The sequence below is a fragment of the Aquibium sp. ELW1220 genome, assembly GCF_030398385.1.
Taxonomy (GTDB): Bacteria; Pseudomonadota; Alphaproteobacteria; order Rhizobiales; family Rhizobiaceae; genus Aquibium.
This window is the reverse complement of sequence record NZ_JAOAOQ010000005.1, coordinates 152836-169604: the sequence shown is the minus strand read 5'-3', so window position 1 is coordinate 169604 and position 16769 is coordinate 152836. Positions and strand designations below refer to the sequence as shown.

Below are 16769 nucleotides of genomic sequence, written 5' to 3'. Positions count from 1 at the left end.
CTGCACGCAAGATGCCTTGATCGCGGTCAAGACGCGCGGCGGCGTCCTCATTTCCGGCTCTGCGCCGGCGTGCCGCCGCCGAGGCTGCGCAGGGCGTTGAGGATGACCGCGACGTCGATGGCTTCCTGCGCGACCGCGCCGGCAACCGGCGTCAGGTATCCCAGCGCGGCGAAGACCATCGCGATGCCGGAAAGGCCGATGCCGGCCACGATGCTCTGCATGGCGATGCCCCGCGTCCGCCGGGCGATGGCGACGGCCGCGGCGATCGGTGCCAGCCGGTCGGTGAGGACCACGATGTCGGCCGCCTCTGACGAGGCCGTGGCGCCCCGCGCGCCCATGGCGATGCCGACCGTGGCCGTCGCCAGCGCCGGGGCGTCGTTGATGCCGTCGCCCACCATGAGCGACGGTGCACGCCCACGCTCTTCAGCCACGGCCGCCACCTTCGCGGCAGGATCCGCGCCCGCGAGGATGCGATCCAGGTCCAGCGTCTCGCCGATCCTCGACGCCGCCTCGGCATCGTCGCCGGTCAGCATCACGATCCGGCCGATGCCGGCTTTGCGCAGGGCGATCAGCGTATCGAGGGCATCGCCGCGCAAGCTGTCTCCGAAGACGAACAAGGCGGCAAGTCGATCGTCGATGGCGAGGTACACCATCAGGACCGGCTGTCCGACGTAACGCATTGCCGTCCGTTCGGCCCAGAGCGGCAGTTCCGCCTCCGCCAGGACGTTGCTCCGCGATCCGGCCTTCAGGCGCAAGGTATCGACCGCGCCCTCGATGCCGGCGCCGCGATGCTCCCGGACTTCGGTCGGCGGGGTCAGCGGCAGGCCGCGTGCCCGGGCGATCTCGACGACGGCGGCGGCTAGCACGTGCTGGGAAGCCTGCTCCAGTGAAGCCAGCAATCGCAGGCACTCGTCGGGATCACGGCCGGGCGCCGCCTCCGTCGCGATCAGTTCGGCGCCACCATGGGTGAGCGTGCCGGTCTTGTCGAAGATCGCGGTCGTGGCGCGTGCCAGCGCCTCGAGCGCGGCACTGCCCTTCATCAGCACGCCGGCACGCGCCGCCCGCGAGACGCCGCCGATGAAGGCGACAGGTGCGGCGAGAATGAGCGGGCAGGGCGTCGCGACGACCAGCACCGCCAGCCCGCGCACCGGATCGCCGGAGAACCACCAGGCCAGCGCCGCCACGACGAGTGTGACCGGCAGCAGCCAGAGCGCGAACCGGTCAGCCATGCGCATGAAAGGAGCCTTGGCGGTCTGCGCCGCCTCGACCATGCGGACAATGCCGGCATAGGTGCTGGCATCAGCCAGCGCAGCTGCCCGCATCCGGAACGTCTCGCCCGCATTGACGGCACCGCTGAACAGCCGGTCGCCCTTTTGGCGATGCCGCGGCAGGGGTTCTCCGGTCACGGCCGATTCGTCGATCGACGCGGTCCCGCTGACGAGCGCACCGTCGACCGGAAGGACTTCACCCGCGCGCACCAGGAGTTCGTCGCCCACCGACACCCGTTCGACAGCGATATCCTCCAGCCGTCCGTCCACCTGGCGGTGGGCGGTTCGTGGCGAGCGGTCCGAAAGGGCACGCAGTTCGCGCTCGGCGCGGCCCCGGGCGAAGTCCTCGAGAACGCTGCCTCCGGCGTACATCACAGCCACGACCACTGCCGCAAGGGACTGGTCGAGCAGGAGCGCCGCCGTCATGGAAACGAGCGCGATGGCATCGACACCGAACCGGCCGATCATGACGTCCCTCAGGATGGACACCGCCAGCACCGCGATCACGGGAAGAGTCGCGAGTGTCCAGATCCATTCCGGCGCCCATCCAAGACCGGATCCGGGGGCGGCAAGGCCCGCCCCCAGTCCGGCAAGGGCGGCGAGCAGCAGAAGCTTGCGCACGATGCCTTCGCTCACCGCTGTGACCTCCCGCCTCGGGATCGCGGCTGGGGCGGCCGCTAGAGCGACTCCACCACGTCCGACAGCATCTGGCGAACCTTGCCGGCGGTCTCACCCAGAGACGGGTTATGGATCGCCGACATCGAGGCGACGGGATCGACGGCCGCCACTTCGACCTTGCCGGGGGCGTTTTCGGTCACGATCACGTTGCAGGGCAGCATGGTGCCGATCTTGTCTTCGGCCTGCAGGGCGCTGAAGGCGAGCTTCGGGTTGCAGGCACCGAGGATGGTGTAGGGCTTGAAGTCGACATCCAGCTTCTTCTTCATCGTCGCCTTGACGTCGATGGTGGTGAGGACGCCGAAACCCTTCGCCGCAAGCGCCTCGGTGACATGGGCGACGGCCGCGTCGAACGGCATGTCGAGCGTCTTTGTGAAATAGTAGGTCATCACTGTTCCTCCTTATTGGCGGGGCCGGAGCCCGGCCCGTTGCGAAACTGTCCGGCGCACGGAAAGATCGCCAACCTGTCGCATTGGGGTGTCAGAGTAGGATCAGCGCTCCGATGCCGCTTTGATCCACCGCAACGATCGAGCGACGCGTTGGTCGCAAGAGATGCCCGCACAGTGATGGAGAGAACCGCGTGACGATCAGGAACCTCGAATTTGCAGCCCGCCCGCGTTCGGTGGCCGTCATCGGAGCGTCGGCACGCGAGCGGTCGGTCGGCAGCGTCGTGCTGCACAACATCATCGAAGGCGGATTCGAGGGCCAGGTGTGGCCCGTCAATCCGAAATACCCCGAGATTGCCGGCCTCACCTGCTATCCGGACGCGGCCAGCCTGCCGGAGGCGCCGGATCTCGCGGTGATCGTCACGCCCCCCGCGACCGTTCCGGGCCTGATTCGCGATCTCGGCGACAAGGGCACGAGGGCAGCCGTCGTCATCACCGCCGGCCTTACGGCTGCCAACGGACTGCGGCAGGCCATGCTGGACGCAGCCCGGCCCTATCTCTTCCGCATCATCGGACCCAACACCGTCGGGCTGATGGTGCCCCCGGCGAAGCTGAACGCCAGCTTCGTGCACATGACGCCGCAGGCCGGCGGCATCGCGCTCCTGTCTCAGTCGGGCGCCATCGCGACCGCGCTCGTCGACTGGGCGGCGGAAAACAACCTCGGCTTCTCCCACATCGTCTCTCTGGGCGACATGGCCGACGTCGACGTGGGCGACTACCTCGACATGCTGGCCGGCGACGGGCGCACGAAGTCGATCGTCATGTACCTCGAGTCGATCCCCAATCCGCGCAAGTTCATGTCGGCGGCTCGTGCGGCGGCCCGGATCAAGCCGGTGATCGCGATCAAGGCCGGCCGCCACGAACAGGCGGCTGCTGCCGCCGCGACGCACACGGGCGCGCTGTCGGGCGCGGACCGGGTCGTGGAGGCGGCGCTCTCGCGCGCAGGCATCCTGCGCGTCGACGGCCTCGGCGAACTCTTCGACGCGGCCGAGATCACGGCGCGCTTCCAGCCGTTGCGGCGCGCGCGCGTCGCGATCGTCACGAACGGCGGCGGCGCGGGCGTGCTGGCTGTCGACCGGATCATCGATTGCGACGGTGAAATGGCGGAACTCTCGCCCGACACGATTGCCAGGCTCGACGCCTCTCTTCCGCCCACCTGGTCGCGGGCGAACCCTGTCGACATCATCGGCGACGCGCCTGCCGAGCGCTACGTGGCCGCGATCGAGGCGGTGGCGGCCGACCCGGGCACCGATGCGCTGATCGTGATGAACTGCCCGACCGGCCTCGCGTCCCCGGTGGAATCGGCCCGCGCCGTGGCCGATCTGACAAAGAAGGGCATGATCAACGGCAAGCCGGTGCTGACCTGCTGGCTCGGCGAGCGGACGGCGCGCGAGGGGCGGCAGATCCTGCACGAGGCGGGCGTGGCGAGTTTTTCGACGCCGGCCGACACGGCGTCCGCGCTGTCCTACCTGGCCGACTGGTCGAAAGCCCAGGCGGCGCTGTCGCGCGTTCCTGAGAGCCGTGGCGAGGACATCGAAGCGGATCGCGAGACGGTGCTGTCGATCTTCCGCAAGGTCGCCGCCGAGGGGCGCGACATGCTCACCGAACCGGAGGCGAAGGCCGCCGTCTCCGCCTACGGCATCCCGGCGCCGGAAACCATCGTCGCGACGTCGCCGCAGGAGGCCGGTCAGGCCGCCGAACGGTTGCTCGGCACCTGGGGCAAGGTGGTGGTGAAGCTCCTGTCGAAGACGATCACCCACAAGTCCGATGTCGGCGGCGTGGTGCTCGACATCGACAGCGCGGAAGGCGCGCGTGCGGCCGCCGAGGATATCGTCCGAAAGGTGAAGAAGCTCGCTCCCGCAGGCGACATCGAAGGGTTTGCGGTCCAACCGATGATCACGCGGCACCAGGCACAGGAGCTGATCCTGGGGATGAGCCGTGACCCGATCTTCGGACCGGTGATCCTGTTCGGCGCGGGCGGCATCGCCGTCGAGGTCATGAACGACACCGCCGTCGCCCTGCCGCCGCTCGACGATGTGCTGGCCGGCGACCTGATCGACCGGACCCGGATCGGCCGGCTGCTTGCGGGTTTCCGCGACCGCAAGCCGGCCGACCGGGCGGCGATCGCGCGGGCGCTCAACGGCCTGTCGCAGATGGCGGTCGATTTCCCCTGCATGGTCTCGGTCGACGTCAACCCGCTGCTTGCGGACGCCGACGGCGTTGTGGCGCTCGACGCGCGCATCCAGATCGACCCGAAGGCGGTCGGGCAGCCGGGTCCGAACCCGGCGCTCGTCATCCGGCCATATCCGTCGGGTCTGGAGAGCCAGTTCGACAGCGGCGAGGCCCACTACCATATCCGGCCGATCCGGCCAGCCGACATTGCCTTGTATCCGGAGTTCCTCGGCAGGACATCACCGAGCGACATCCGCTTCCGCTTCCTTGCGCCGCGCAAGAACTTCCCCGACGAGATGCTGAAGCGACTGACGCAGCTCGACTACGAGCGCGACATGGCTTTCGTGGCACTGGAGGAGGCGACGGGCGACCTTGCCGGCATCGGCCGCCTGTCGAGCGACCCCGACCGGGAAACGGCGGAGTATGCGCTGCTGATCCGGACCGACTTGCAGGGCCAGGGCCTCGGCTTTGCCCTGCTCTCCCGCCTGATCGAGCATGCGCGGCGCGAGGGAATCGGCCGGATCGAGGGGATCGTGCTTGCCGACAACCGCAAGATGCTGGCCATGTGCCGCGATTTCGGTTTCGTCATCGAGCACCACCCGCAGGAGCAGGGCGTCTATCTGGCGGTGCTGCAACTGCGGTAGTGGGAGGTCCCGCGCGATACCGTCAGGTCAGGGTTGGGCGCCTATCCCGTCTCGTCCAGGATCGCGGCGACAATCTCTCCGGTCTCGCGGGCCGCATCGAGCTTCCCCCACTCGTCGCATGCGACCTTGCGGGCAAGCTGCCGCGACAGGACGTCGACCGTGGCGTCCGACGGCCCGCCAGTGCGGTCGCGGACGCGGTCCCACAGGAGCGTCGGATCGGCGTCCAGCCAGACGCCCCGGAAAGGGACGGACCGCTCCGATGCGACCGCTTCGATCCGCAGCCTGTCGGGACGGCGGTCGAAAACCGCATCGACGACAGCTGTTCCGCCTTCAGACAGGATCAGGCCCGCCCGCCACGCCATTTCGGCATAGACGCGCTCGGAGATCTCGGGTGTGTAGGCCTTCGGCGGCAGATGCGTTTCGGCGGGCACGCCATGCATTGCCTTGCGGACGCGGTCGCTTTCGACGATGCGCGCGCCGGGCGGCGGCCCCAGCTTCGGCGCCAGCGCCTCGGCCACGGTCGTCTTGCCTGTGCCGCTCAACCCGCCGATCGCGACCAGCCGGTTCGGGCATGGCCGAAGCAGGCGGACAGCGAGGTCGAAATAGGAGCGCGCCTCGGCGGCGAGCCGCCCCTCGGGATCGCTGCCCTCGTCCATCCGCGTCGCAGTCACGTGGGCGCGCACGGCCGCCCGGATCGCCATGAAGAAGGGCAGGAGCGGGAAGCCGTCTTCGTCGTCCGCTTCATCGAGATAGCGGTTCATCACCCGGTTGGCATGGATGTCGAAGCCCCGATGCCAGAGGTCCATCAGCAGGAAGGCGAGGTCGTAGAGCGTATCGATCGTGGCGATCGCGTCGTTGAATTCGATGCAGTCGAAGAGCTTCGGATCGCCGCCGATCAGAACGATATTGCGCAAATGCAGATCGCCGTGGCAGCGGCGTACCTTGCCGGCCGCCTCGCGCTGGTCGAGCAGCCTGGAATGCCTGTCGAGCCGGGCGCGGAAGGCGCGGTTGAGCCCGCCGACTGCCTCCGCGCCGAAAAGGCTGCTGCCGGCGAATGCCGCCTCGTTGATGTCCAGAACCCCGGCGATGTTGTCGGTGCCGCTGCCGGCGCGCACGATCGGCGCAGCCCGGTGGAAACGCACGATCATGCGCGCCGTCTCGGTCATCAGCTCCGGCGTGAGGTTGTCCCCGATCGCCAGGCGATCGAAAAGCGCTTCCTGATCGAAGCGCGCCATCTCGACAACGGCGTCGACAAGTTTTCCCTCGCCGTCGAAAGAAAGGCGGCCATCCGCGCCGCGCGTGATCGTGCGAACGCCCAGATAGAGGTCGGACGTGGTCGCGCCGTTGAACTCGACCTCGCGCCGGCATGCGTCCAGCCGCTTCTCGACGGTCGAAAAATCGACATAGGGCAGCTTCACCGCCCGCTTCATCTTGAAGACGCGATCGCCGGCGAGGAAGATGCGCGAGATGTGCGTCTCCATGGTCTCGACTGTACCCGCCATGCCATGGGTCGCGGGATCGGACAGGAAGGCCACGGTAGAGGTCTGGTCCTCGACGATCATGGCCTTGTTCCCTTCCCTGATTCGGGTCGTCAGCGCTGCAGGCTCTCGATGTAACTCGTCAGCTCGTGGATCCGTTCGGTCGTGATCATTTCGCCGCCATGCCTGCCGAACATGCGGGCGTCTTCCTCGATGAACTGGCGGCCCCAGACCGGCATTTCCCGCTCGCCATGCCCTTGCACCAGGTAGCGTCCGTCGATGACGGCAAAGACGCGGTAATAGGGGAAGGCGCCGTCGTTGCCGCGCGTCAGCACCGTCAGATCCGCGGGCGGCTTCAGGAGATCGGCAGCGATCGGACCGCGACCGCGACCGTCCTCGCCATGACAGGCGGCGCAGGAGTTCAGGAACTCGGCCTGTCCATAGGACATCTCGACAGGACCTTCCCCGCCCGCCGCGGCGGCGCCCTCCTGCTGGGCGCAGGCAGGACCGGCCACGGACAGTGCGGCAGCAATCGCTGCGACCGTCGACATGCTCTTCTTCATCGCGTCCTCCAGAGGTACATGCGATGCACGCTAGGGAAACCCCGCCTCCGTGCCTTGATCCGGGTCAAGCGGCACCCGAGTGCGCGGCACCGGAAGTTGATTCATCGCAAGGATTCGCGTCCTGGCTCGCCCTAGGGTTCGGTTCAGCACGGCTGCGCGCCCAGAAGGAAGGAAACGACCATGCCCATGAAGACGATACTGGCGATTACCGGCACCACGGCCGGCGAAGATGACATCGCCCTCGCCACGAGCCTGTGCGAGGAGGCGGGCGTTCATCTGTCGGTGCTGATCGTGGAACCCGCGCCGGCACCACCGACCGGCGAATTCGCGGCGATGGTGTCGGATGGCTGGATCGAGCAGAGGCAGGCTGGCCAGAAGCGGCTCGAGGACCGCGCGGCTGCCGTGACCGCAACACTGGCGGGTTCGGCCGTGTCCGCGGACGTGGCAACCGCCTATCCCGAGCTGGCCTGGGCCGACGAGGTGGTGGGGCGGCGCGCGCGCTATGCCGACCTGACGCTTGCCGGGCCCGGATTGCTGGGCGACGATGCGCTGGGTTCGCGCGCGATCGAAGGCGCGCTGTTCTCGTCGGGTACGCCGCTCATGATCGCTCCGGCCGGCGCGAAGCCGACGATCGCTCCGCGGCGCGTGCTCGTGGCCTGGGATGCCGGCATCGAGGCGTCACGCGCGATGCATGCCGCGCTCGACCTGCTGTCGACGGCGGACGCGGTGCATCTGACGCTGGTCGACCCCGTCGAGGGCGAGCAGGGGCACGGCGCCGAGCCGGGCGCCGACGCGGCCGCCTTCCTGGCCCGCCACGGCTGCAAGGTCAGCGTCGACCGCCTGCCGTCCGGCGGCAAGCCGATCGCCAGCGTGCTGCGCCGGCACGCGGTGGACGTCGCGGCGGACCTGATCGTCATGGGCGCCTACGGCCATTCGCGATTGCGGGAGCGGATGTTCGGCGGCACGACGAAATCCATGCTCGAAGACGCGACCATCCCCGTCCTGTTCGCCCGCTGATCCGGACCCAAAGGCCTTTTCCGCGCAGCGGGGTTGATCCCGATCAACCGGTCACAGGCCTGCCAGGTTAAGATCGAATAGTCGGGGCACCTCGCCAGCGGCGAGAAGTCTCCGCCCGCGGCCGATCCCGGCCTTGCGAGACTGCCGGACCGGGCTGATCCGGATCCGGAGATCTGTTCAAGACAGGAGCACCATCATGATGAATGCCATGGATTCCTCTGCCATGAAGATCTTCGCCGGAACGGCGCCAGGCGCGGCGAACGTGCAGAAGTTCTGGATGTCGGTCGCGCGGCTGCAGGCGAACGCCGTGAAGGCGGCCCTGCGTTACAATGTCGAGGCGCTCGACTTCGTGAAACACCGCGTCGAAAAGGACATCAAGCTGTTCGACGACCTGTCGTCCTCAGACGGACTGAAGGACGCCTTCGACGTCTATGCCGGGTTCATGGAAGGCGCCTTCGCGGAATACTCCGGCGAAACCAGCAAGTTCGCCAGTCTCGGATCGAAGATTGCCAGCGAGACGGCCGACGAGGTGCGCCGCGAGGCGAAGGCGGTGGTCGACGACATGGCGGCCAGCACCGTCGCGTGAGGCGGGTCCGGTTCGAACGGGAGCGGCTTCAATGACTGATCGGCAGGAGGGCAGAATGCGCGGTGCTCGCCGCAAGGCCGAGCCGCGCAGCCTCCGCGTTGCGGCATCGGAGAGTTCGCGGAAGCGGGGGGCGTCCGGGACAACCGCCAGCCTGCCCACGCCGTGGGCGGCCGCGTCGGCGAGCGGCGCCGGCCCCTCGTCGGCGGCAGGGACGGCACCGGCCCGTCGCGATGTCTTCCGCGATGTCGACCGGTTCCACCACGCCATGCTGGCCGGCGCTTTCATGGGCATTTCGCCCATCAGCCTGCTCGGTGCCTGGCAGGACTGGCTGTTGCACCTGTCGCTCGCGCCGGGCAAGCAAGCCGAGCTCGCGATGAAGGGGCTGGAGAAGATCCAGCGATTCCGAGGCTTTCTCGCAGCCTGCGCCCATGATCCGGCCCGCAAGGCGGCCTGCATCACCCCCTTGCCGCAGGACAGGCGGTTCGACCATCCGGGCTGGCAATCGCCCCCCTTCAATACCATGAGCCAATCCTTCCTGCTGTGGCAGCAGTGGTGGCACAACGCGACGACCGGAGTCCCCGGCGTGGCGAAGCAACACGAGCGGCTGGTCGAGTTCTACAGCCGCCAGTTCCTGGACATGGTTTCGCCGTCGAACTTCGCCGCTACCAATCCCGAGATCATCGAGCGGACGATCAAGGAATCCGGCGCCAATTTCGTTACCGGGCTGCAGAACCTTCTCGCCGATCTCGCCGACCAGTCGGACGGTCGCGCCGACACCATGACCGACACGTTCCGGCCGGGGCGCGAGGTTGCCGTCACACCCGGCGAAGTGGTCTTCCGCAACGAACTGATCGAACTCATCCAGTACCGGCCGGCAACGGAGACCGTGAAGGCGGAGCCGGTGCTGATCGTTCCGGCATGGATCATGAAGTACTATATCCTCGACCTGTCGCCGGAGAACTCGCTGATCCGCCATCTCGTCGGACAGGGCTACACCGTCTTCTGCATCTCCTGGCGCAACCCGGGGCGCGAGCAGCGCGACGTCTCATTCGACGACTATCGCCGGACGGGACCGATGGCGGCGCTCGACGCCGTCCAGACGATCACCGGGAGCGCGAAGATCCATGGTGTCGGCTACTGCCTCGGCGGCACGCTGATGTCGGTCGCGGCTGCTGCGATGGCGCGGGACGGCGACGACCGGCTCGCCAGCCTGACGCTGTTTGCCGCGCAGGTGGATTTCGACGAGCCCGGAGAACTCGGAGTGTTCATCGACGAGAGCCAGCTCACGCTGCTCGAGGACGTCATGTGGAGCGAAGGCTATCTCGATCAGCGTCGCATGGCCGGCGCGTTCCAGATGCTGCGGTCGCAGGACCTCGTCTGGTCGCGCATCGTCAACAGCTACCTGCTCGGCGATCACCCCGAGGTCAGCGACCTCATGGCCTGGAACGCCGACAGCACGCGCATGCCCTACCGCATGCATTCGGAATATCTGCGCCAGTTCTTCCTCGACAACGACCTGTCGCAGGGCCGCTTCAGGGTCGGCGGGCGGGCCGTGCATCTGGAGGACATTTCCGCGCCGGTCTTCGCGGTGGCGACCGAGACCGACCACGTCGCGCCCTGGCGGTCGGTGTTCAAGCTGGTCCACCTGCTCGACACCGACATCGACTTCGTGCTGACCAATGGCGGGCACAATGCCGGGATCGTCTCGGAGCCGGGTCACCCCCATCGTGCCTTCCGCCTGCTCGGCCACCGCGACGGGCAGCCGCACCCCGACCCGGATGCCTGGATCGCCGCGACGCCGAAGCAGCCGGGTTCATGGTGGCCGGCATGGATAGCGTGGCTTAGCGCGCATTCGAGCGGCGACGTCGCGCCACCGCCCATCGGGCGGGACAGCGCAGGCTATCCGCCGATCTGCGCTGCGCCGGGTCTCTATGTGCTACAGCCGTGACGATCCGGAGCCGATCCCCGTCGCTCCGACCGGTCCAAGTGGAGTTCTTTCATGAAGACGCTGCATTCCCGTCTCGCCATGCGTTTCGCCCTGTCGCTGGCTGCCTGCCTCGCAACCGGCATTGCATTCGCCGAGGACGCGGAAACGGCCTACGGACGGGAACTGGTCGAGGCGAACTGCGCGCGCTGCCATGCGACCGGCCAGGACGACGAGAGCGCACATCCGGAAGCGCCGGCCCTCCGCACGCTGACGGAGCGATATCCGCTCGACGCGCTGGAGGAAGCCTTCGTCGAAGGCATCACGACCGGACACCCCGACATGCCGGAATTCGTGGCCTCGCCGGAACAGATCGGCGCCATCATCTCGTTCCTCGATACGCTGCAGCCTTGATTCCCAGGCAGAAGCCAGCGGCTCGCGACGAGACCCCGGCTGGTCTCAGAGCGAGCGCTGGTTCACCCGCTTCGTCAGCTCTTCGGCGCTCTCGACGCGCTCCGAATAGCGGTCGGTCAGGTAGGTCGACCGGTCGCGCAGCAGCAGCGTGAACTTCATCAGTTCTTCCATCACGTCGACGATCCGGTCGTAATAAGGCGACGGCCTCATCCGCCCGGCCTCGTCGAACTCGTTGAAGGCCTTGGCGACCGACGACTGGTTCGGGATGGTGACCATGCGCATCCAGCGGCCGAGCACGCGCAACTGGTTGACCGCGTTGAAACTCTGGGAGCCGCCGCAGACCTGCATCACCGCCAGCGTGCGGCCCTGGGTGGGCCGGATGGCGCCCATCGACAGCGGCAGCCAGTCGATCTGCGTCTTCATGATACCGGTCATGGCGCCGTGCCGCTCGGGCGAGCACCACACCTGGCCTTCCGACCAGAGCGACAGGTCGCGCAGTTCCTTCACCTTGGGATGGTCGGGCGTCGTGGAGTCCGGCAGCGGCAAGTCCGAAGGATCGAAGATCCGGACCTCGGCGCCGAAACGGCGCAGGATGCGCGCTGCTTCCTCGGTGGCGAGACGCGAATAGGACCTCGCGCGCAGCGAGCCGTAGAGCATGAGAATACGCGGCGGGTGCGACGAGCGGGGTGAATCGAACAGTGCGGCTGGATCGATGGAACGGAACTGCGCCTCGTCGATGTTGGGAAGGCTGTCCAGTCTGGCGGTGTCGTCGGTCATCCGGGCTCCTGTCGGCGCTGCTCGGGCAAGCGCGCATTATTTCGATAACTTTCGAAATAGAAGCTAGGAAATGCGCCGAGATGCGTCAATCCATATTTCGAATATTTTGGAATTATATCACCCGTCTCCCTTCCGCATCGATCACCACCTCGCCGTCGTCCTTGGTGAACGGACCGATGTCCGGGTTCGGCAGGATGTCGAGCACGGCTTCGGATGGTCGGCAAAGCCTGGTGCCGAGTGGCGTTACGACGATCGGACGGTTGATGAGGATCGGATGCGCCATCATCTGGTCTATCAGACCGTCGTCGCTCCACTTCGGATCGTCCAGACCCAGCTCCGCATAGGGCGTGCCCTTTTCGCGCAGTAGTGCGCGGGGCGTGATGCCCATCGCGGCCACCAGTCCGACCAGCCGTTCGCGGGAGGGCGGCGTCTTCAGATACTCGATGATGTCCGGCTCCTCCCCCGACTGGCGGATCATCGCCAGCGTGTTGCGCGAGGTGCCGCAGTCGGGATTGTGATAGATCGTGATGCTCATGTCGCTCATGCTTTCGGGAACCAGTGCTGCGTGCGGTTGGCAAAGGCCACCAGCGACAGCATCACCGGCACCTCCACAAGGACGCCCACGACGGTAGCGAGCGCTGCGCCGGAGTTCAGCCCGAACAGGCTGATGGCGACGGCGACCGCCAGTTCGAAGAAGTTCGAGGTGCCGATCAGCGCGCATGGAGCCGCAACGTCGAAGGGAACCTTCCAGACCCTCGCAGCCAGGTACGCGATGAAGAAGATGCCGTAGGACTGGATCAGCAGAGGCACTGCGATCAGCACGATCAGCAGCGGGTTGCCGGTGATGACGCTACCCTGGAAGCCGAACAGCAGAACCACAGTGGCCAGCAGGCCCACCACCGAAAGGGGCTTCAGCCGAGCCGTGAACAGGGACACGGCATCGTGAGCCCGAGGGCCGCCACCGGCACGGTCAAGCAAACGCTTGCGGGTGATGGCGCCGGCGACGAGCGGAATGACGACATAGAGCGCCACGGCGAGAAGCAGGGTCTCCCACGGCACGACGATATCGGTGACGCCGAGCAGCAGCGCCACGAGAGGCGCAAAGGCGAAGATCATGATGATGTCGTTCACCGAGACCTGCACGAGCGTGTAGTTCGGATCACCCCTCGTCATCTGGCTCCAGACGAACACCATGGCGGTGCACGGCGCAGCGCCGAGGAGTATGAGGCCCGCAATGTACTGCTGGGCGTCGGCCGGCTCGATCAGCGGCGCGAACAGATATTCGAAGAAGAGGACGCCGAGAGCGGCCATGGTGAACGGCTTGACCAGCCAGTTGACCACGATGGTCAGCACCAGCCCCTTCGGCCGATCACCCACGTGACTGAGGCTGCCGAAGTCGACATTGACCATCATCGGGAAAACCATGGCCCAGATCAGCACCGCGACGACCAGATTGACCGAAGCGTATTCGAGTCCCGCGAGCAGGCCGAACACGCCAGGCATCAGGTTCCCGAGGATGATCCCGGCGGCGATGCAAAGCGCCACCCAGACCGACAGCCACTTTTCAAAGAAACCGATCCCGCCCGCAGCGGGGGCGGGTCGGCCGAATGCCTGGTCCGTCATGTCGATCCTGCTTCCGGGTTGTCGAACTCAGCTGGCCGGCGCGAGATTGCGCCCGATGTCGTCCAGGCGCTTCTGGAGCGCCAGTCTGTCGATCGTCCGCATCGGGAGGCTGACGAAGATGGAGATGCGGTTGTTGAGCATGCGATAGGCGTCGGCGAATGCCAGGCGCTTCTCCGCCTCGGCCCCTTCCGCCGCGGCCGGATCGGGAACGCCCCAATGCGCGGTCATCGGCTGTCCGGGCCAGACCGGGCAGGCCTCGCTGGCGGCATTGTCGCAGACCGTGAAGACGAAGTTCATCTCTGGAGCTCCGGGCACCGCGAATTCCTCCCAGTTCTTCGACCGGGCGAAGGAGGTGTCGTGGTTGAGGCTCTTCAGCAGATCGAGCGCATAGGGGTGAACCTGGCCCTTCGGCTGCGAACCGGCCGAGAAGGCGCGGAAGCGGCCCTGACCGAGGCGATTGAGGATCGCTTCGGCAAGAATCGATCTAGCCGAGTTGCCCGTGCAGAGAAAGAGCACATTGAAGACCTGGTCGTTCATCATCCCCTCCAGGCGGCCTTCGCCGCATCTTCAACAGTTGCAGGTGACGGCCTCGATGACGGGGCGGCAGAGCTCGGGGGAGCCGTTGCAGCAATCCTCCATCAGATAGGCCAGCAGGTCACGGAAGCCGGTCATGTCAGCGACATAGCGCACGATACGTCCATCGCGTTCGGCGCGCACGAGACCAGCCTGGTCGAGAATCTTCAGATGCGAGGACATGGTGTTCTGGACCGCGCCGAGATGCTCTGCGATCTCGCCGGCCGGTATCCCGGCAGAGCCCGCCCTGACCAGCAGCCGGAACACCTCGAGCCGGGTTTCCTGGCCAAGTGCCGACAGGCCAGAGAGTGCCGCTCTTCTATCCATATATCTGAAAATCTCGATTTCTCAGGCGAGACCTACCCACGAGCGCGAGCACTGTCAAGTGCGTGGTTCAGTCGCCCGAACCGGTTTCGCGGAATAACCGCATCTCCGGCTCCGACGGCAGGCACTTGAGGAGATGCGACAGGAGGGGGGAAGCAGCGGGCGCCGGCTGAGTGCTTGGGGGCACCGTCAAGTGATGATCATCGGCCGCGTTGTCCGCCGTGACGCAGGACGGCGTCGCGGCGGTGTCGTCAGTTGATGGTCATCACCACCACGTCATCGTCGCGATCCACCTGCGGCTCGCGACGGAAGATTTCGAGCCGCTCGAAGAAATCGAGCTCGTTCAGCGGGCGACCGGCCTTCATCGCTTCGCAGGCGGCGCGCGCCGCCTCATAGGCGCTGTAAGGGATTTGTTCACGAAGCTTCGTCATCTTCGAATCCTCCAGTGCCGATACTCAAGCGCCAGATATTGTCCTAATTCTGGCGGGCACGTCTTTTCCGCCGTCCTTGGCGATCGCCAGCAGGCAATTGGTCGTCTCGCTGCCCCACACCTGACCTTCACAGGCCAGCTCGATTTCCGACCTGACGGGCTTCGCAGGTACGATAGCGTCGCCGTGCGGCGCGGCGGTCTCCGGCACGAGCAGCGTGCTTGCAATCTGCCACGGCGCAGAGACCGACAGGATCGCGACCGTAGCCACGACGGAAAACAACGCCATGGGGTGCTCTGACGCGCGGCGGCGAAGGGCGGGAATTGAAGCTGCCGAGCGTATCGAGTTTTCGGCGGATGCGGTTTGATGCTGGGTCATCGGAAGTGCCTCGGTTTGTTCTGATGGGTTCCTTGAAGCACGCGCGACGGTCTGCCGACTGCCGAAAAATTCACAGAACCATTTCGTCCTGTAATGCTGATGTTGCCGTGCGGGTTGCACGACCCTGGCACCGGTCCGGCGATTAACCCTCCGAGATTCCAGCACTTTCCCGCCTGCCGAAATGCACCATTTCGGCAAAAAACCACTAAGGCATTGCAAAAGATAGGTTTTTGTGGTCATGTTGAATGAACATTCAACAACTGGGAGAAGGCGTGTGAACCGTCCTCTGCGCGACGTGGCCATTCCGAACGGGTGGGACAGGCGCGGCCTGCCCGGCTGGACCTATCACAGTCCGGCCCTCCTGGAGCTCGAGAAGGAACAGGTCTTCCGCAGCCATTGGCAGATCGTCGGCCATGTTTCGGACGTTCCGGAGCCGGGCGACTACCTGACGATGGACGTCGTGGGAGAGCGGGCTCTGGTGGTGCGCGGCAAGGACGGCGTGGTCCGCGCCTTCCACAACATGTGCAGGCACCGCGGCAGCCGCGTCGTGGCCGACAGCCAGGGCAATTGCAAGGGCGCGCTCGTCTGCCCGTTCCACGGCTGGGTCTACAATCTCGACGGAACCCTGCGCGGCGCGGCGCGGCCGCTCACGTTCCCCGAGCTCGACAAGGTAGAGTTCGGCCTCAAGCCGATCGACCTGGAGATCTGGATGGGCTTCGTCTTCGTCCGCTTCCGGCAGGGACCGCAGCCCTCCGTCGCCGAACTGATGCGCGCCGTGGAACAGGAGATCAGCCACTACCGGATCGGCGAGATGGTGCCGTCCTGGGGGATCTGGACCCAGACCTCGCAGGTGAACTGGAAATCGGTGCGCGACGTCGACAACGAGGGGTATCACGTCGCCATGGCGCATCCGGCGCTGCAGGATCTTTACGGCGCGACCTATTTCGACGAGCCTTTCATCAACGGCGTGTCGCGCTCCTGGGCGACCTACAACCCGCATGCGGGCCGACGCTGGAGCGTGCGCAACTATGTTCGCATAGCACCGCGCCCGCAGCACCTGCCCGAGGAATTGCGAACCGCCTGGATCTATTACGGTATCTTTCCGAATGCCGTCATCGCGGTGACGCCGGAGTCTGCGCAGTTCTATCAGGAGTTCCCGTTGTCGACGGGCGAGACACTGCTGCGCGGTGCCATCTACCGGTATGCGGACGAGAGCCGCGAGCAGGCGGCCGCGCGCTACCTTGCCTTCCGCATCGACCGCGACACCATGGCCGAAGACGTACAGCTTTCCGAATGGTCGAACGAATCCATGCAGTCCAACGCCTTCGAGGGGTTCTACCTGTCGGACCTCGAATATGGCGTACGCACGCATCATGACCATCTGCGCAGGATGCTGCCGGTCGTGTCGCTCGAAAACGCGCCCGAGGAGAAGGATATCTGGAATCTCAACGAGGCGCTGCTCAGCCGCGGCTGATCCGC

17 protein-coding genes are annotated in these 16769 nt (G+C 66.3%); 6 read left to right on the top strand and 11 right to left on the bottom strand.

Annotated features, from left to right (window positions below):
* Positions 1 to 47: 47 nt before the first annotated feature.
* Both N1F91_RS06880 and N1F91_RS06875 read right to left on the bottom strand, forming a co-directional pair.
* Positions 48 to 1904: a heavy metal translocating P-type ATPase gene (locus tag N1F91_RS06880; protein WP_289991012.1), complete on the bottom strand. Its 1857-nt coding sequence runs from the start codon at positions 1902 to 1904 to the stop codon at positions 48 to 50.
* Positions 1905 to 1945: 41 nt separating this feature from the next.
* The gene (locus tag N1F91_RS06875) at positions 1946 to 2332 is read right to left on the bottom strand and encodes a DUF302 domain-containing protein (protein ID WP_289991011.1); all 387 of its coding nucleotides are present in this window, start codon (positions 2330 to 2332) and stop codon (positions 1946 to 1948) included.
* 191 nt (positions 2333 to 2523) lie between these two features.
* On the opposite strand from N1F91_RS06875, the gene N1F91_RS06870 reads away from it, so the two are divergent.
* On the top strand, positions 2524 to 5205 hold the full coding sequence (locus tag N1F91_RS06870; RefSeq protein ID WP_289991010.1) for a bifunctional acetate--CoA ligase family protein/GNAT family N-acetyltransferase: 2682 nt from the start codon (positions 2524 to 2526) through the stop codon (positions 5203 to 5205).
* 41 nt (positions 5206 to 5246) lie between these two features.
* Here the strand turns inward: N1F91_RS06870 and N1F91_RS06865 are convergent, their stop codons facing one another.
* Together N1F91_RS06865 and N1F91_RS06860 are read right to left on the bottom strand one after the other, a co-directional pair.
* Positions 5247 to 6767: a bifunctional aminoglycoside phosphotransferase/ATP-binding protein gene (locus tag N1F91_RS06865; RefSeq protein ID WP_289991009.1), complete on the bottom strand. Its 1521-nt coding sequence runs from the start codon at positions 6765 to 6767 to the stop codon at positions 5247 to 5249.
* A gap of 29 nt (positions 6768 to 6796) precedes the next feature.
* Positions 6797 to 7246, bottom strand: coding sequence for a c-type cytochrome (locus N1F91_RS06860; RefSeq protein WP_289991008.1), 450 nt, complete (start codon positions 7244 to 7246; stop codon positions 6797 to 6799).
* Positions 7247 to 7426: 180 nt separating this feature from the next.
* Here N1F91_RS06860 and N1F91_RS06855 point away from each other — a divergent pair, with 180 nt between their 5' ends.
* From N1F91_RS06855 to N1F91_RS06840, 4 genes are all read left to right on the top strand, one after another.
* Positions 7427 to 8263: a universal stress protein gene (locus tag N1F91_RS06855; RefSeq protein ID WP_289991007.1), complete on the top strand. Its 837-nt coding sequence runs from the start codon at positions 7427 to 7429 to the stop codon at positions 8261 to 8263.
* Positions 8264 to 8459: 196 nt separating this feature from the next.
* Entirely contained in the window at positions 8460 to 8849 is a 390-nt protein-coding gene (locus N1F91_RS06850; RefSeq protein ID WP_289991006.1) for a phasin family protein, read from the top strand.
* A gap of 55 nt (positions 8850 to 8904) precedes the next feature.
* Entirely contained in the window at positions 8905 to 10797 is a 1893-nt protein-coding gene (locus tag N1F91_RS06845) for an alpha/beta fold hydrolase (RefSeq protein WP_289991005.1), read from the top strand.
* Positions 10798 to 10848: 51 nt separating this feature from the next.
* Positions 10849 to 11187 (top strand): cytochrome c, encoded by a 339-nt coding sequence (locus N1F91_RS06840; protein ID WP_289991004.1) that lies wholly within the window; start codon positions 10849 to 10851, stop codon positions 11185 to 11187.
* Between the two features lie 45 nt (positions 11188 to 11232).
* Here the strand turns inward: N1F91_RS06840 and arsH are convergent, their stop codons facing one another.
* The 7 genes from arsH to N1F91_RS06805 form a co-directional block, all read right to left on the bottom strand.
* On the bottom strand, positions 11233 to 11964 hold the full coding sequence (gene arsH, locus N1F91_RS06835) for an arsenical resistance protein ArsH (protein ID WP_289991003.1): 732 nt from the start codon (positions 11962 to 11964) through the stop codon (positions 11233 to 11235).
* Positions 11965 to 12076: 112 nt separating this feature from the next.
* Complete coding sequence (gene arsC, locus N1F91_RS06830) at positions 12077 to 12508, bottom strand: arsenate reductase (glutaredoxin) (protein ID WP_289991002.1); 432 nt, start codon at positions 12506 to 12508, stop codon at positions 12077 to 12079.
* The gene (arsB, locus tag N1F91_RS06825) at positions 12505 to 13587 is read right to left on the bottom strand and encodes an ACR3 family arsenite efflux transporter (RefSeq protein ID WP_289991001.1); all 1083 of its coding nucleotides are present in this window, start codon (positions 13585 to 13587) and stop codon (positions 12505 to 12507) included. Before arsB ends, arsC begins: the two co-directional genes overlap by 4 nt.
* Before the next feature lie 27 nt (positions 13588 to 13614).
* Positions 13615 to 14124: an arsenate reductase ArsC gene (locus N1F91_RS06820; RefSeq protein WP_289991000.1), complete on the bottom strand. Its 510-nt coding sequence runs from the start codon at positions 14122 to 14124 to the stop codon at positions 13615 to 13617.
* A 30-nt stretch (positions 14125 to 14154) separates the two neighbouring features.
* Positions 14155 to 14487 carry a metalloregulator ArsR/SmtB family transcription factor gene (locus N1F91_RS06815; RefSeq protein ID WP_289990999.1) on the bottom strand — a complete coding sequence of 111 codons (333 nt, stop codon included), beginning with the start codon at positions 14485 to 14487 and terminating at the stop codon, positions 14155 to 14157.
* 248 nt (positions 14488 to 14735) lie between these two features.
* The gene (locus N1F91_RS06810) at positions 14736 to 14915 is read right to left on the bottom strand and encodes a hypothetical protein (protein WP_289990998.1); all 180 of its coding nucleotides are present in this window, start codon (positions 14913 to 14915) and stop codon (positions 14736 to 14738) included.
* Between the two features lie 24 nt (positions 14916 to 14939).
* Entirely contained in the window at positions 14940 to 15530 is a 591-nt protein-coding gene (locus tag N1F91_RS06805; RefSeq protein WP_289990997.1) for a hypothetical protein, read from the bottom strand.
* 34 nt (positions 15531 to 15564) lie between these two features.
* On the opposite strand from N1F91_RS06805, the gene N1F91_RS06800 reads away from it, so the two are divergent.
* The gene (locus N1F91_RS06800; RefSeq protein ID WP_289990996.1) at positions 15565 to 16764 is read left to right on the top strand and encodes an aromatic ring-hydroxylating dioxygenase subunit alpha; all 1200 of its coding nucleotides are present in this window, start codon (positions 15565 to 15567) and stop codon (positions 16762 to 16764) included.
* The last annotated feature ends 5 nt before the right edge of the window (positions 16765 to 16769 follow it).

Excerpts from the sequence above, each read along its gene's own strand:
- N1F91_RS06810 (WP_289990998.1), bottom strand. The coding sequence starts at position 14,915 with ATGACGAAGCTTCGTGAACAAATCCCTTACAGCGCCTATGAGGCGGCG.
- N1F91_RS06820 (WP_289991000.1), bottom strand. The coding sequence starts at position 14,124 with ATGAACGACCAGGTCTTCAATGTGCTCTTTCTCTGCACGGGCAACTCG.
- N1F91_RS06815 (WP_289990999.1), bottom strand. The coding sequence starts at position 14,487 with ATGGATAGAAGAGCGGCACTCTCTGGCCTGTCGGCACTTGGCCAGGAA.
- N1F91_RS06860 (WP_289991008.1), bottom strand. The coding sequence starts at position 7,246 with ATGAAGAAGAGCATGTCGACGGTCGCAGCGATTGCTGCCGCACTGTCC.
- arsB (WP_289991001.1), bottom strand. The coding sequence starts at position 13,587 with ATGACGGACCAGGCATTCGGCCGACCCGCCCCCGCTGCGGGCGGGATC.
- arsH (WP_289991003.1), bottom strand. The coding sequence starts at position 11,964 with ATGACCGACGACACCGCCAGACTGGACAGCCTTCCCAACATCGACGAG.
- N1F91_RS06850 (WP_289991006.1), top strand. The coding sequence starts at position 8,460 with ATGATGAATGCCATGGATTCCTCTGCCATGAAGATCTTCGCCGGAACG.
- N1F91_RS06865 (WP_289991009.1), bottom strand. The coding sequence starts at position 6,767 with ATGATCGTCGAGGACCAGACCTCTACCGTGGCCTTCCTGTCCGATCCC.
- N1F91_RS06855 (WP_289991007.1), top strand. The coding sequence starts at position 7,427 with ATGCCCATGAAGACGATACTGGCGATTACCGGCACCACGGCCGGCGAA.
- N1F91_RS06840 (WP_289991004.1), top strand. The coding sequence starts at position 10,849 with ATGAAGACGCTGCATTCCCGTCTCGCCATGCGTTTCGCCCTGTCGCTG.
- N1F91_RS06875 (WP_289991011.1), bottom strand. The coding sequence starts at position 2,332 with ATGACCTACTATTTCACAAAGACGCTCGACATGCCGTTCGACGCGGCC.
- N1F91_RS06805 (WP_289990997.1), bottom strand. The coding sequence starts at position 15,530 with ATGACCACAAAAACCTATCTTTTGCAATGCCTTAGTGGTTTTTTGCCG.
- N1F91_RS06845 (WP_289991005.1), top strand. The coding sequence starts at position 8,905 with ATGCGCGGTGCTCGCCGCAAGGCCGAGCCGCGCAGCCTCCGCGTTGCG.
- arsC (WP_289991002.1), bottom strand. The coding sequence starts at position 12,508 with ATGAGCGACATGAGCATCACGATCTATCACAATCCCGACTGCGGCACC.